Raw genomic sequence first — 14,440 nt, 5'->3', positions numbered from 1 at the left:
CAATCTGCTGGTCAGCGGCTCCAGCGACTAAAAAAGGCAAAACCCTTTATTCACCTTTTGTTATTAGGCAGGCAGCATGATTGACACCATCGACCAGCAACTGATCAGCGCCTTGATGGACGACTCGCGCCTGTCGCTCAAGACCTTGGCGGGCATTACCGGGCTGTCATCGCCCAGTGTCGGCGAGCGCTTGCGACGCCTTGAAGAGCGCGGCGTGCTCACCCACTACACGGTTGATATTGACCCCAAACACTTCGGCTACCTGCTGCAAGCCATCGTGCGTATCCGCCCCCTGCCCGGCAAGTTGCAGGAGGTGGAGCGCCAGATCCAGGCGATACCCGAGTTCACCGAATGCGACAAGGTCACCGGTGACGACTGCTTTATCGCGCGCCTGCATGTGCGCACCATGGACCAGCTCGACAGCTTGCTCGACCGCCTCAACGCCTATGCCGAAACCAACACGGCCATCGTCAAGAAAACCCCGGTAAAACGCCGTTTGCCGCCTCTCGCCGATTAGTGATTTTGCGTCATTAAAGCAGTGACGCAATCGCTATTCTGTCATCACTGGCCGATCTTTATGCTGGGCTCCACTCAATGGAAACCACAGGTATAAAGCTCATGTATGTGATTACGGGTATTACCGGCAAAGTCGGCGGCGCACTCGCGCGTAACCTCATCAAAGCTGGCCAGCCGGTGCGCGCGGTGATTCGCGATGCGGGCAAAGCAGCTTTTTGGGCCGATCAAGGTTGCGAAGTAGTGTTTGCGCAGATGGACGACGCACAGGCATTAACCGAAGCGTTCATGGGCGCAACCGGCGTGTTTATCCTGCCGCCTCCCGGGTTTGATCCGCAGCCGGGTTTTCCCGAAGCCCGTGCGGTGATTGCCGCAGTCAGCCAGGCGTTGCAGGCAGCTGCGCCGAACAAGGTGCTGTGCCTCTCGACCATCGGTGCCCAGGCTACTGAGGTCAACTTGCTGACCCAACGCACCCTGATGGAACAGGCCCTGAGCGCGCTGGACCTCCCGGTCACCTTCCTGCGCCCCGCGTGGTTTATGGAAAATGCGGCGTACGACCTGATTGCTGCGCGGGAAACCGGCGTGATCCACAGCTTTCTGCAACCTCTGGACAAGTCGGTGCCGATGATCGCCACGGCGGATATCGGCACCCTCGCCGCGCAGTTGCTGCAACAGGCGTGGGCCGGCCATCGGGTGGTTGAACTGGAAGGCCAATGGGTCAGCCCCAACGACATCGCCCAAGGCTTGTCACAGGTGCTCGGCCGCGACGTGCACGCTGAAGGGGTGGCGCGTGACACCTGGGAAGCCTTGTTGCGCGCCCAGGGCGCTCAGAACCCACTGCCACGTATGCGCATGGTCGATGGATTCAATGAAGGCTGGATCTGTTTTGAGCATGAGCAGGTGCTTAAGGGGGAAACATCGTTGCTGACCGTACTGCGCGAGCTGGTGGATAACACCCACTGAGTATTGCAAACAGGCTTCCCGTGGCGAGCAGGCTTGCCCTGCGTTGGGCTGCGCAGCAGCCCTAAAACAGTCACCGCGTATTTCCAGGTGTATTGCATCGTCAGATGCAGGGGCCGCTTCGCGCCCCAACGCAGGGCAAGCCTGCTCGCCACAACACGCCAATTCAACACAGGGGGATGGGGGTAGAAATATCGGGACACGCAAGTCTCCCGGGCTGGGCCAATTGCGCTGCTAGCGTCAAAGTCTCTTATTCATGCAAGGAACAACGGCGTGTCTCCTCAACCCAACTCCCATCTGTTACGTCGTGGCCGCTATTCAGAAACCGGTCGTGCTTATTTGGTCACTGCCGTGGTACATCAGCGTCTGCCCTTGTTTCGAGATTTCCAGCTAGGCCGTTTGTTGGTCGCAGAATTTAAACGAACTCACGAAGCGGGCCAGGTCAACTCACTGGCGTGGGTGGTGATGCCGGATCATTTTCATTGGTTGTTCGACCTGAACAACTCAACTCTGCGCGATGTGATGCGCCAGACCAAGTCGCGCAGCACACTCAGCATCAATCGAGCCCGAGGCAGTCGAGAAAGGTTCTGGCAGCGTGGTTACCATGACCGCGCCGTTCGAGCCGATGAAGATGTTCTGAAAATGGCCCGCTATATCATTGCTAACCCGCTAAGAGCCGGGCTGGTGGAACACATTGGCGATTATCCGTTATGGGATGCGGCCTGGTTATAAAAAGCTTACTGGATGCACCGACCTGTTCTAGCAAACAGGCTCCCTGTGGCGAGCAGGCTTGTTGTGGCGAGCAGGCTTGCCCTGCGTTGGGCTGCGCAGCAGCCCCAAAACAGTCACCGCGTATTTCCAGGTGTATTGCATCGTCAGGTATAGGGGCCGCTTCGCGCCCCAGCGCAGGGCAAGCCTGCTCGCCACAAGAGCTGTGTTCGCAGTGTTAGTCGTGCAACGCTTTTGCAGCAGTCAGCAAGCCTTGGAATTTGCAGTATCGGGCCTTCAGCGTCATTTGTTGCCGGATATCCGGGATGTAGCGCATTTTCACCCTCATCCCTGCCGCCAACAGGTCTATGCCAATCGCCATAAACCCCAGCTTCGCCGCCCCCACAGACGCGCTCAATTCACTGCCGTGCAGCGTGAAGATCTCCCGCTGGAGGATATTGGCCAGCAACTGCGCCCAATACGCACTCCGGGCCCCGCCGCCGACCAAGGCGCAGGCGGTCACGTCGGCACCGGTCGATTGCACCGCACGCAGCGCATCGAGCAAGCCGAAACCTACGCCCTCCATCACCGCATAACCGAGCATCGCCGGGGTGCAGTCATGCCCCAGGTTCATAAACCCACCGCGCAATAACGGGTCGTTGTGCGGCGTGCGTTCACCGGCCAGGTACGGCAGAAACAACGGCGTCGACAGCGGCACCGGCTGCTCGATGGGCAACTGCGCCTGCACCTGATCCAGCAATGTTTGTTCATCCGGCTGGCCGGTCAAGCGCGTCACCCAGCGCAAGCAACTGGCCCCGGCGAGCATGGCGCCCATGGTGTACCAGCGGTTGGGCAAGGCGTGGCAGAAACTGTGCACGGCACTGGCCGGGTTGCCGGCGGCGTGGTCGGTGATGGCGACGATGGCCGCGCTGGTGCCCAAGGTGATAAAGCCGTCACCGGCATTGACCGCACCGATGCCGACCGCCGCCACCGGGTTATCGCCGCCACCACCGGCAATCACCACCTCGGGCGACAGGCCCAACCCGCTTACATTCAGTACACCGCTCGCCGCACCGCCCTCCACCAGCCGGGGCATGTGTGCCAACGTCAGGCCGGTGGCGTGGAGCATCGGCGCAAACCATTCGCGCTGCGCGACGTCCAGCCACAGGGTGCCGGCGGCATCCGACATATCGCTGATGCGCTCGCCTGTCAGGCGTAGCCGCAGGTAATCCTTGGGCGACAGCACACACTCAATCGCCTTGAATACCTCGGGTTCATGCTGTTGCAGCCACAGCAGTTTGGGCGCCGTCAGCCCGGCCATTGGCAGGCTGCCGGTGGGTTCGGCAAACCCGCTGCCCAGTTGCGCGGCCTGGGCCACCGCGCGTGCGTCATCCCACAGGATAGCCGGGTACAGCACACGATCATCCTTGCCCAGCAATACCGCGCCATGCATCTGCCCGGACAGGCCGATGCACGCCACACGGGCAAACGCCGCATGCTCGCGCAGCTGCGCCAGCGCTTGCAAACAGGCTTGCCACCACTCTTCGGGGGCCTGTTCGGACCAGCCGCTGTGGCGCCGTGAAACGCCAAGGCGCACACCGACGTGGGCCAGCACGCTGCCGTCGACGTCCATCAAAATCGCCTTGAGCTCTGACGTGCCGAGGTCTATGCCGAGGGAAACAGGGTTGCGCATACGTAGATTATTCCACTTCAATACAGCCACAGGAGTCACGCCGTTGCAGGCTCGGCGCCAGGCGCACGCTTTGGGTGGGTGCGCCGGGCGTGGCCATGCGTTGCAGCAGCATATGCACCGCGCGGGCGCCCAGTTCCTTGACCGGCTGGGCGATCAGGGTCAGGCGTGGCACGAAGAAGTCCGCCCAGTCAAAATCATCAAAGCCCACCAGGGCCATCTGGCCTGGCACCTCGATGCGCGCGTCACGCAGAGCGTGCATGGCGCCCAGCGTCATCAGGTTATTGCCGGCCATGATTGCCGTGGGTGGCACCGGTAACGCCAACAACTGCGCGGTTGCTTGTCGCGCAGGCGCGCTGTTGGAACCACCGTTGACCAGTAACTGTGGGTCGAACACCAGCCCCGCTGCTTGTAAAGCCGCACGGTAACCGGCCACGCGTTCATCGGTAGTGCTCAGCCCTTCGCGCCCGGCAATAAAGCCGATGCGCCGGTGCCCATGTTCAATCAAGTGTGCGACCAGCGCCTGGGTGGACTGGGTGTTCTCCACCCCAACCTGATCAAACTGCTCGCTCATCATGCGGTCCACCAGCACCGTCGGCATCTCGTTGGCCTGCAGATATTCCAACGCGCTGGAGCCGGTCGACGGCGCCAATAAAATCCCGTCGACCCGCCGGTGATGCAGCGCCGTGACCACCCGCAATTCCTGCTCCGGGTCGTCGTGCGGGTCGGCAAACAGCATCATGTAGCCGTGGCGCACGCACTCGGTTTCAATCGCTTGCACGGTTTCGCTGAAGTAATGGTTGGACAGCGCCGAGATCGCCACGCCAATGGTATTGGTGCTCGAACGCGCCAGCGAGCGCGCCAGGGTATTGGGGATATAGCCCAACGCCTGGATCGCACGCTGCACCGCCTGCACCGTGGCCGGGCTGACCTTGCGAGTGCCGTTCAACACGTGGGACACGGTCGAGGTGGACACCCCGGCCCGGCTTGCCACGTCATCCATGGTGACCACAACGCTTTCCCCTTTAACTCAATGTTTACTCGACCAGCCGCTGTACGTCGCAACGTTGTCGCGGGTGATCAGTTTTGGCGTGAGCAGGGTAACCGCTTCGGCCGGGGCTTTGTCATTGAGAATGTCATTGCCGACGTTGACGGCAGTCTGGGCCATGGCCCAAGGGTCCTGGCTGGCAGAGGCCTGGATTTGGGTGTCGGTCTTCAGCGCGTTTTCGATATCCGGCGCACCGTCCACCGAAGTAATAATGATGCCGCTGCGCTTGAGCTGTTTGGCCGCCAGGTCGCTGCCGATGGCTTGTGGGTCATTGATCGCGAACAAGCCGTCGATTTTCGGGAAACGCGTGAGGTAACCCTGCATCACATTCAAGCCACCTTCGCGTGAGCCTTTGCCGTCCTGGTCATCGGACAGCACCTTGATGTCCGGTGCAGCGGCCAATGCCGCTTTGCAGCCTTTGACGCGGTCGGTCACGGCGGTCACTTGCGGGCCGTTCTGGATAATCACATTGCCCTTGCCCGCCAGCTTGTCCACCAGGAACTGGCAGGCCAGCTTGCCAGCTTCGACATTGTCAGTTTGCACCGTGGCGTTTACGCCTTTGGCGTCGACATCCACCGCCACTACCACAATGCCCGCATCCCTGGCTTTCTTGATCGCCGAGGCCATGGCCGATGGGTCGACGGCATTGAGCAGGATCAGGTCAACCTTGGATGAGATGAAGTTGTCGATCTGGGAAAACTGCTTGCTCAAGTCATAGTCGGCCGACACCGAGGTGACCTTCACAGCAGGGTTCAGCTCTTTGGCCCGCGCAGTGGCGCCGTCGGCCAGGGTCACGAAATACGGGTTGCCGAGCGAGCCCATGCTGATGCCCAGGGCTTTGAGTTCGCGGGCCTCTACGCCATGGGACATCAGGGCAGCCAAGGCCATAACGGGAAAGATACGTTTGAAGTTCATACCGGTCTCTCTTGTGATTGTTGTTGAGGTGTATCAGGTTCGTGCGCCGGACTGGCGATAGCGATCCAGCGCCACCGCGCCGATGATCACGATGCCCTTGATGATGTACTGCCAGATATCCGATACCCCCAGCAGCACCAGGCCGTTGGTGAGTACCGCGATAATCAGTGCGCCGATCAGCGTGCCGCCGATGGTGCCCACGCCGCCGGTAAAACTGGTGCCACCCAGGATCACCGCGGCAATGGCATCCAGCTCATAGGATTGCCCCAGTTGCAGGCCGTTGGCGGCGAACAGCCGCGAGGCGCTCATCACGGCGCCAAGCCCAGCCAGCGCGCCGGACATGGCATACACAAACAACAGCACTTTCCACACCTTGATGCCCGACAGCCGCGCCGCCTCCGGGTTGCCGCCCACCGAATAGATCTGCACGCCCATCACGGTGCGGCGCAATATGAACCAGGACAGCAGCACCACAGCCACGGCGATGATCACCAGCCACGGCACGCCGAGCACGGAGTCATTGCCGATAAACGCAAACGGCAGGTCGGGGTTGAACACGGTCTTGTCATCGGCCAATAACCGCGCCAGGCCACGCATGGCGGTCAGCGCACCCAGGGTGACGATAAACGGCGGCAGCCGCATGAAAGCGATCAGCCCGCCGTTGACCAAGCCCAGCAACAGGCCAAAACCAATGCCCGCCGCAATCCCGAACATCCCGAACTGCGGCGACATCGATGCCTGCAAGGCCACCACTGCAGACGCCGCCAGAATCGCGCCCACCGACAGGTCAATACCCGCCGTCAGGATCACAAAGGTCATGCCCGCCGCCAACACCACATTCACCGAGGCTTGCTGGGTGATGATCGACAGGTTCTGCACCGTAAGGAAGTTTTCGCTGGCCAGGGCAAAGCCCACCAACAGCAAGACCAGCACGGGCAGCATGCCGACGGTGCGCATCAGCTCACGCACGCGTTCGGCCTTGCCAGTTGTTGCAATCATTGAATCAGCCATGGGCAGCCACCTGATCGCCACCAGTGGCGAGGTCGATAATTCGTTCCTGGGAAATGACGTGGCCCGAAGCCCCGCCGACTTCGGCCACTAACTGGCCTTCGCGCATGATCAGCACACGGTCGCAGGTGCCGATGATTTCCGGCAGCTCGCTGGAGATCACCACAATGCCCACACCGGCCAGCGCCAGTTGATTGATGATGCGGTAGATCTCGGACTTGGAGCCGATGTCCACGCCGCGAGTCGGCTCGTCGAGGATCAGCACATGCGGCTTGACCTCCAGCAGCCGCGCCAACAGCACCTTTTGTTGATTGCCGCCGGACAGTGCGCCGACATTGACCTTGCCCGACGCCACGCGAATCGACAGTGACTTGATCGCATCATTGGCACGTTGCGCCGCGTGCCCACGGTCCAGCACGCCACCGGCATGCGCATCCGGCACACAGGCGCACACGTTGATGTTGTCGGCCACGCTCATGTCCAGGAACAGGCCTTGAGCCTTGCGGTCTTCGGTGAGGTAGACGACACCTGCGCGAATCGCATCCGCCGGGTTTCGCAGTTGGGTGACGGTCTTGCCGACCACTTCCAGGGTGCCGCAAGTGCGCGGGTCGGCGCCGAAGATCAGCCGTGCCAGTTCCGTGCGCCCTGCCCCGACCAGCCCGGCAATGCCCAGCACTTCACCGGCATGCAGGTCAAAACTGCACTGGCGCACGCGTTTGCCGTCGGCCATGTCGCGCACACGCATCACCACGTTGCCGGGGTTGTACGCGGCGTGTTCCTTCTTGTAGAAGCCTGACAGATCGCGGCCGACCATCATCTTCACCAGCACTTCGGCCGACAGCGCATCGCGGGTCAGTTCGCCGATGTACTGGCCGTCGCGCAGCACCGACACCCGGTCCGACAGCTCGTAGATCTCGGCCATGCGGTGGCTGATATAGATGATCGCCAGACCCTGGCTGCGCAGTTGTTTGATCAAGGCAAACAGGCGGTCGGTTTCGCGCGATGACAGCGGCGTGGTCGGCTCGTCCATCACCAGAATGCGTGCGTGGGCATGCAGGGCGCGGGCGATTTCAACCAATTGGCGCTCGGCAATCGACAGGTTGCTGACGGGCGTGGCGGGTTTGAACTCGGCGCCCAGGCGTTGCAACACTTCGATGCAACCTTCCTGCATACCTTTGCGGTCGATGGTCCAGCCACGCCGCAGTTCGCGGCCCAGGTAGATGTTCTCGGCCACGCTGAGGTTTGGGCACAGGCTCAGTTCCTGGTAGATCACGGCGATGCCGAGGGTCTTGGCTGTGGCGGGGTCGAAGGTGGCGACGGGCTGGCCGTCGATGCGGATTTCGCCGCCGGGGTCGGCCTGGTAAGCGCCGGAAAGGATTTTCATCAAGGTTGACTTACCGGCGCCGTTCTCACCCATCAAGGCGTGGATTTCACCGGGGTAAACCTTCAGGCCGACATTCTTGAGCACGCGCAAACCATTAAAGGTTTTGCTGATGCCCTGCATCTCAAGCAAGGGTTCAAGGCTCATGGATGAGCTCCTGGATTTATTATTTTTGTAATCGAGTGTTGCCGACTCTATGCCAGATGCATTTCCGTACGCAAGCGCTTGCGCGTGCATTTTTTTGTTTGATTAAACGTTTCATCAAGCGCAAAACGAAGAAATTCGCCCTGCGCGCCCGAAAATGATTACCCGATCACGCCGACGCTCCACGCCCACATTTGACCGGGTCGAGCCAATAGCCTTCAGCCGCGCTCACGCGGGATCAGGCTCTGCAGTTGCGTGGCCAGGAAGTTGGCATCGAAGGCAAAGGTGTCCGGGTCTTTCAAACCATTGGTTTTCTTCCACAGCCAATCGTTTTTATCGGCCGGCAACACCAGCGACACACTGCCGTGCCGAGCAGCGGTAAGGCCCATCACCGACACCGATATCAAACCACCGGCCCCCATCACTTCCGGGACAAACTCCACGGGCTTGCCGGTGATATGCACGGTGAGTTTTTCGGTCTTGAAGGTCGAACTCTCGGCCGGCAGGCCCGGGCCGCTGGCGACGTAGGCTTCACGCTGAACCTCGAGCAAACCAACGCGCTTGACCGGTTCCAGCCACTGTTCGATCTGCCCGAACAACTCACCGAGCTTTTGTGCCCAGCGCGCTGACTGCAGGTCAAATTGCTGTTTTTTATGCGCTTCGCTGTCGGCGTAATGACGAAGCATCTCGCCCAGTTGCTGTACATCGTCCATTGCCATTTTCCTTGGGTTAACCAGGTTGCGAGCGGTGATCATGGCAGATGCGGCGGCTGACCGTTTGATTAACGCCTGCGCAACTGCACCGGTAATTTCGCCGGCAACTGCGTATGACTAATCCGTGGCCTGTGGGTAAGGTGAGGTAACATTTCTGTTCCGGAGCATCGCATGCGCACCATCGGCCTTATCGGCGGCATGAGCTGGGAGTCCAGCGCCGAGTATTACCGCATCATCAACCAGCGGGTGCGCGACCAGCTCGGGCCGCTGCGCTCGGCGCAACTGTTGATGTACAGCGTGGACTTCGGTCCGGTGGAACAAGCCCAGCACGCCGGGCGCTGGGATGACACCGCGCTGATCCTCGAAGACGCCGCGCGCCGCCTGCAAGCGGGTGGCGCCGACTGTGTGGTGCTGTGTACCAACACCATGCATTTGGTGGCGCCGCGTATCGAGGCGGCCGTATCGATTCCGTTCCTGCATATTGCCGATGCAGCGGGAGCGGCAGCGGTCGAAGCCGGCACCCTGACGGTCGGCCTGCTGGGCACCGCGTTCACCATGGAGCAGGACTTTCTCAAGGCCCGCCTGGCCGCGCAGGGCTTGACCGTACTCGTGCCCGACGCGCGCGAGCGTGAGGCCGTGCACCGGATCATTTATGAGGAGTTGTGTGTCGGGGTGATCAGCGAGGCTTCGCGCCAGGTTTATCAACGCGTGATCGAGTCATTGGCGGCACAGGGTGCCCAGGCGATCATTCTTGGCTGTACGGAAATCGGCCTGCTGATCAAGCCACAACACAGCCACCTGCCGTTGCTGGACACCACCGAGCTGCATGCGCAGGCTGCGGTGGCGTTTGCACTGGCGGATTAGGCCGATTGGCGCAGGCGTGCCATGCTGACGGTGTCGACAAACTTGCCATCACGCAAAGCGTAATCGCGCAACAGGCCTTCGACTTCGAAGCCGAACTTTCGGTACAGGCCTTGCGCGGCTTGATTGTCGGCGTACACCGTGAGTTCCACGCGGTGCAGGTTCATCCAGTTGTCCGCCACGTCCAGCGCGGCCGCCAACAACCTGGAACCTACACCCTTGCCCTGCCAGGCCGTGGCCACGCCCATGCCGAACGAGCCGACATGGCTGCGCCGCACCCGCAGGGTCTGCTCCAGGCCAAGCTGGCCGATGACCTCGCCGCCATGCACCGCCACCAGCTGTAGCCGCCGCTCATTATCCAACGCCAGCTTGTTGCGCCAGGCCTCCACCGATTGGTAAGGCATTTGCAGCACCTGACGGCACACGGCCGGTTCGTTATAGAGCGCAGCGACGCCTTCGAGGTGGGCTTCGGTAAACCGCTGGATCACGATATGGGGTTCAGGTGTGTGCATTGCGTTTCATCCTATGAAAGACAAGTGGCCGGCCAGTGTAGGCGGCAAGGTTGCATGCTGGCTAGGGTGGGAGCTGGCTTGTTAACTGCGCTGGCTGAACGCTGTGCGCCATACCCGCGCTATGTCCGCCGCGCGCTCGCGCAACAGACGCGGCGCCTCGCTGCAAGCCTGTTCCAGGCTCATCGGGCCTGACGGCAAGGCGAAGGCGGCGTCAACACCATGGGCGTACATTTGCTCATAGCCTTCGCCCAAGGTGCCGGCAATCACGATGACCGGCACGCCATGACGTTGAGCAATCCGTGCCACACCAAAAGGTGTTTTGCCGCGCAAGGTCTGGGCGTCGAAGCGGCCTTCGCCAGTGATGACCAGGTCCGCACCACGCACGGCCGAGTCCAGGCCGACCAGCTCGGCGACCACCTCCACGCCTGCACGAAACTGTGCGCCGAGAAAGGCCTTGGCGGCAAACCCCAAACCGCCTGCCGCGCCGCTGCCCGGTTCATCGCGCACGTCTTTGGGCAGCACCTGGGCGCAGTGATCGGCAAAGTGCCCAAGCGCCGCGTCAAGCTGTTCGACTTGCTGTGGGTTGGCGCCTTTTTGTGGGCCGAAAATGGCAGAGGCGCCCTGCGGCCCGCACAGTGGATTGTTGACGTCGGCCGCGATTTCAAAACGCACCTGGGCCAAACGTGGGTCTAGGTGTTCCAGGCTGATGCTCGCCAGGTTTGCCAAGGCCAGGCCGCCGGGCGCAAGGGCCAGACCCTGAGCGTCGAACAACTGCACGCCAAGCGCCTGCATCGCGCCCGCGCCGCCGTCGTTGGTGGCGCTGCCGCCAATCGCCAGGATGATGCGCTGCGCACCGGCATCCAGGGCGGCGCGGATCAGCTCGCCGGTGCCGAATGTGCTGCTGATGCAAGCATCACGCTGGCCCGTCGGTACACGTTGCAAGCCACTGGCTTCGGCCATTTCGATCATCGCGGTATGGCTGTCGGCAAGCCAGCCCCAGCGTGCCTCCACCGCCTCGCCCAGTGGCCCGCTCACCGTTTCGCGACGCAGCTCGCCATGGCAGGCGGCGAGAACCGAGTCCACCGTGCCTTCACCGCCGTCGGCCATCGGGCACTGGACTACCTGTGCATCCGGCCACACCTGCGCGAGGCCGTCGGCAATCGCCTGGGCTACGCCTTCGGCACTCAGGCTGTCCTTGAATGAGTCGGGGGCGATGATGATTTTCATGGGCTTTCTCCGGTTTTTATAACGCCCATGCTGCCAGTTGCCATCGACAATGACGCCGGTCCGATGCACAAGTGCGGGTGAGGTTTGTTGTTCATTGCGACAAAGCCTGGGGCAATAGCTGCACGCCAAGGTACAGCGCGAGCATGCCGTCAAGGGTCAGCGGGTCGACGCCGCTGAGTTCGGCAATGCGTTCCATGCGGTAACGCAGGCTGTTGCGATGAATGCCCAGGGCGTCGGCACAGGCCTGGCTTTGGCCATCGTGTTCACACCAACTGCGCAAAGTAGCCAACAGTTGGCCGTTGGTGTCCTTGGCCAGGACTTTGCGCAAGGGGTTGAGCAGTTCGTCCAAGGCATCGTCGTTGCGATGACGCCAGAGCATCACCGGCAGGCGGTAGCGATTGAGGGTCAACAGCTGCGATTGCGGCAGGATATCGCGACCATAGGCCAGTAGATCCCCCACACGCCGGTAACAACGACGCAGCCCGGCGAGGCCATCGGCCTGCCCGCCGACGGCGACCCGCAAGATATTCCAGCCCAGCCCCTGAAGCTTTTCCAGCAGCCTTGGGTTATCCACTTGAGCCAACGCAGGCCGGCACCACAACAACGAGAATTGTGCGGAACTCACGCACCAGCTGTCCGGGTAACGGCTGGTCAGCCAGGCACTTAATGCCTCCGCCGATTGCCCTGCGCCCAACTCGAACAGGTAGGGCGTGCGGGCCAGCTGAGGCTTGAGCCCCAACTGCTGGGCTTCATCCACCAGGCGCGGCGAGTTACCGCTGTCGGCCAGCAGCAAGGCCAGCAGGTCATCACAGCGTTGGCGCCGCCATTGCTGCTCGGCTTGCTGATGGCGATGGCTCACCAGCATTTCGGCGGTCATGCGCACCAGTTGCGCGTAGGTGCGCAGCAACGCCGGCTCGCCGGTAATGCCCAGCACGCCGATCAGGCGCTGGTCGTGCATCAACGGCAAGTTGATACCGGGCTGCACGCCCTTCAGGTGTTTGGCGGTCTGGCCGTCGATTTCCACTACGCGACCATTGGCCAGCACTAACTGCGCGCCTTCATGGCGAGTGTTGATTCGCTCCGGCTCGCCACTGCCCAGAATCAGCCCCTGGCTGTCCATGACGTTGACGTTATAGGGCAGGATCGCCATGGTGCGATTGACGATATCCTGCGCCAGGTCATGATCGAGCTCGAACATGAGGCTAAGTTCCTTGAAAGGCGCGGTTGTTCATGGGGTGTTCATGCTGTTGTTCAGAGGCACAGCGCAAAGCCTGCTTGACTGTGCGCGGGCACAAAGACAGCACCCAGCAAGGTGGCCGAGACTCTTTGGGCGATCAACGTTACCCTCGCATCGCGAAAAATCATAATAAAGAGAGACTGCCATGTCACAGAGCGCCGCTGCCACACTGGCCACCGATGACGATAAAAACGCCATCTACAAGCGCATTACCCTGCGCCTGATCCCCTTCATTTTTATCTGCTACTTGTTCAACTACCTGGACCGGGTGAACGTTGGCTTTGCCAAGTTGCAGATGCTCGATGCGTTGAAATTCAGCGAGACCGTGTACGGCCTGGGGGCCGGGATCTTCTTTATCGGCTACGTGCTGTGTGGTGTACCGAGCAACCTGGCGCTGACCAGGTTCGGCCCTCGGCGCTGGATTGCACTGATGATGATCGTCTGGGGCACGCTTTCCACCTGCCTGCTGTTCGTCACCACTCCCAGCCACTTCTACGGCTTGCGCCTGTTGACCGGTGCCGCAGAAGCCGGGTTCTTCCCCGGCGTGGTGCTGTACCTCTCGCAGTGGTTCCCGACCTTTCGCCGTGGGCGGATCATGGCGTTGTTCATGTCGGCAATTCCGGTGTCCGGCCTGCTGGGCAGCCCATTTTCCGGCTGGATCCTCAACCACTTCGCCGCCGGCCAAGGCGGCCTTGCGGGCTGGCAGTGGATGTTCCTGCTGCAAGGCATTCCCACGGTGATCCTGGGCGCCCTCGCCTACTTCCTGCTCAGCGACAGCTTTGCCAACGCCAAGTGGCTCACGCCCCATGAACGTGCAGTGCTGGAAGCCGATCAGGCGACGGACTTGGCCAACAAACCGAAAACCACCACCGATTCGCTCGGCGAAGTGTTCAAGAACCCGGCGATCTGGGCGTTCGGCCTGATCTACTTCTGTATCCAGAGCGGCGTGTACGCCATCAACTTCTGGCTGCCATCCATCATCAAGAACCTGGGCTTCAGCGATAACCTGGTGATTGGCTGGCTGAGTGCGATTCCGTACCTGCTGGCCGCCGTGTTCATGCTGTTGGTGGGCCGCTCCGCCGACTTGCGCAAGGAACGTCGCTGGCACTTGGTGGTGCCGATGTTGATGGGTGCGATTGGCTTGGTGATTGCGGTGAACTTCGCCACCACCCCGGCGCTTGCGATTCTCGGCCTGACCATCGCCACCATGGGTGCCCTTACCGGCCTGCCGATGTTCTGGCCAGTACCCACTGCCCTGCTCAGCGCGGGTGCAGCGGCTGGCGGCCTGGCGCTGATCAACTCCATGGGGCAGATGGCAGGGTTCTTGAGCCCGTATATCGTCGGCTTTGTGAAGGATGCCACCGGGTCCACGGACATGGCGCTGTACCTGCTGGCGGCGGTGATTGTGGCCGGCAGTGTGTTGGCGTTGCGCATGACCCGTACCTTGAAGGCATAACGCGGTCTCTTTGAGGGCTGGCTTGCCTGGGATGCGCGTGGGTATCTAGGTAAGTCTTGGCCTCGGC

The 14,440-nt window shown here is 61.4% G+C and carries 14 protein-coding genes; 5 read left to right on the top strand and 9 right to left on the bottom strand.

The annotated features are described in order from the left end of the window. Positions 1–76 precede the first annotated feature (76 nt). The 3 genes from HU759_RS14960 (at position 77) to HU759_RS14950 (ending at position 2,205) form a co-directional block, all read left to right on the top strand. Positions 77–517 (top strand): Lrp/AsnC family transcriptional regulator, encoded by a 441-nt coding sequence (locus tag HU759_RS14960; protein WP_186616898.1) that lies wholly within the window; start codon positions 77–79, stop codon positions 515–517. 101 nt (positions 518–618) lie between these two features. Then, positions 619–1,476 carry an NmrA family NAD(P)-binding protein gene (locus HU759_RS14955; RefSeq protein WP_186616899.1) on the top strand — a complete coding sequence of 286 codons (858 nt, stop codon included), beginning with the start codon at positions 619–621 and terminating at the stop codon, positions 1,474–1,476. A gap of 270 nt (positions 1,477–1,746) precedes the next feature. Further along, positions 1,747–2,205 carry a transposase gene (locus HU759_RS14950; RefSeq protein ID WP_170037187.1) on the top strand — a complete coding sequence of 153 codons (459 nt, stop codon included), beginning with the start codon at positions 1,747–1,749 and terminating at the stop codon, positions 2,203–2,205. Between the two features lie 214 nt (positions 2,206–2,419). On the opposite strand, the gene xylB is transcribed toward HU759_RS14950, so the two are convergent. From xylB to HU759_RS14920, 6 genes are all read right to left on the bottom strand, one after another. Next, positions 2,420–3,874, bottom strand: a complete 1,455-nt coding sequence (gene xylB, locus HU759_RS14945; protein ID WP_186616900.1) for a xylulokinase — start codon at positions 3,872–3,874, stop codon at positions 2,420–2,422. A 7-nt stretch (positions 3,875–3,881) separates the two neighbouring features. Then, positions 3,882–4,883, bottom strand: coding sequence for a LacI family DNA-binding transcriptional regulator (locus HU759_RS14940; RefSeq protein ID WP_186616901.1), 1,002 nt, complete (start codon positions 4,881–4,883; stop codon positions 3,882–3,884). A gap of 18 nt (positions 4,884–4,901) precedes the next feature. After that, positions 4,902–5,834 (bottom strand): ABC transporter substrate-binding protein, encoded by a 933-nt coding sequence (locus tag HU759_RS14935; RefSeq protein ID WP_186616902.1) that lies wholly within the window; start codon positions 5,832–5,834, stop codon positions 4,902–4,904. Between the two features lie 33 nt (positions 5,835–5,867). Beyond that, positions 5,868–6,845 carry a sugar ABC transporter permease gene (locus HU759_RS14930; RefSeq protein WP_017135608.1) on the bottom strand — a complete coding sequence of 326 codons (978 nt, stop codon included), beginning with the start codon at positions 6,843–6,845 and terminating at the stop codon, positions 5,868–5,870. Further along, the gene (locus HU759_RS14925; RefSeq protein WP_138449494.1) at positions 6,838–8,370 is read right to left on the bottom strand and encodes a sugar ABC transporter ATP-binding protein; all 1,533 of its coding nucleotides are present in this window, start codon (positions 8,368–8,370) and stop codon (positions 6,838–6,840) included. Before HU759_RS14925 ends, HU759_RS14930 begins: the two co-directional genes overlap by 8 nt. Before the next feature lie 215 nt (positions 8,371–8,585). Continuing rightward, positions 8,586–9,080, bottom strand: a complete 495-nt coding sequence (locus tag HU759_RS14920) for a hypothetical protein (RefSeq protein WP_169985987.1) — start codon at positions 9,078–9,080, stop codon at positions 8,586–8,588. Positions 9,081–9,251: 171 nt separating this feature from the next. Here HU759_RS14920 and HU759_RS14915 point away from each other — a divergent pair, with 171 nt between their 5' ends. Beyond that, positions 9,252–9,944: an aspartate/glutamate racemase family protein gene (locus HU759_RS14915; RefSeq protein WP_017135605.1), complete on the top strand. Its 693-nt coding sequence runs from the start codon at positions 9,252–9,254 to the stop codon at positions 9,942–9,944. Here the strand turns inward: HU759_RS14915 and HU759_RS14910 are convergent. The 3 genes from HU759_RS14910 to HU759_RS14900 form a co-directional block, all read right to left on the bottom strand. Beyond that, complete coding sequence (locus tag HU759_RS14910; protein ID WP_017135604.1) at positions 9,941–10,453, bottom strand: GNAT family N-acetyltransferase; 513 nt, start codon at positions 10,451–10,453, stop codon at positions 9,941–9,943. The two genes, HU759_RS14915 and HU759_RS14910, sit on opposite strands and share 4 nt — an antisense overlap. A gap of 81 nt (positions 10,454–10,534) precedes the next feature. Further along, the gene (locus tag HU759_RS14905; protein ID WP_186616903.1) at positions 10,535–11,680 is read right to left on the bottom strand and encodes a glycerate kinase; all 1,146 of its coding nucleotides are present in this window, start codon (positions 11,678–11,680) and stop codon (positions 10,535–10,537) included. Positions 11,681–11,771: 91 nt separating this feature from the next. Beyond that, the gene (locus HU759_RS14900) at positions 11,772–12,878 is read right to left on the bottom strand and encodes a sugar diacid recognition domain-containing protein (protein ID WP_169985981.1); all 1,107 of its coding nucleotides are present in this window, start codon (positions 12,876–12,878) and stop codon (positions 11,772–11,774) included. Between the two features lie 184 nt (positions 12,879–13,062). On the opposite strand from HU759_RS14900, the gene HU759_RS14895 reads away from it, so the two are divergent. Next, positions 13,063–14,373: an MFS transporter gene (locus tag HU759_RS14895; RefSeq protein WP_170037163.1), complete on the top strand. Its 1,311-nt coding sequence runs from the start codon at positions 13,063–13,065 to the stop codon at positions 14,371–14,373. The last annotated feature ends 67 nt before the right edge of the window (positions 14,374–14,440 follow it).

It is taken from the genome of Pseudomonas sp. OE 28.3 (genome assembly GCF_014268205.2).
Lineage (GTDB): Bacteria > Pseudomonadota > Gammaproteobacteria > Pseudomonadales > Pseudomonadaceae > Aquipseudomonas > Aquipseudomonas edaphica.
Note: the sequence above shows the minus strand (reverse complement) of the source record. Positions and strands in the feature narration are given on the sequence as shown.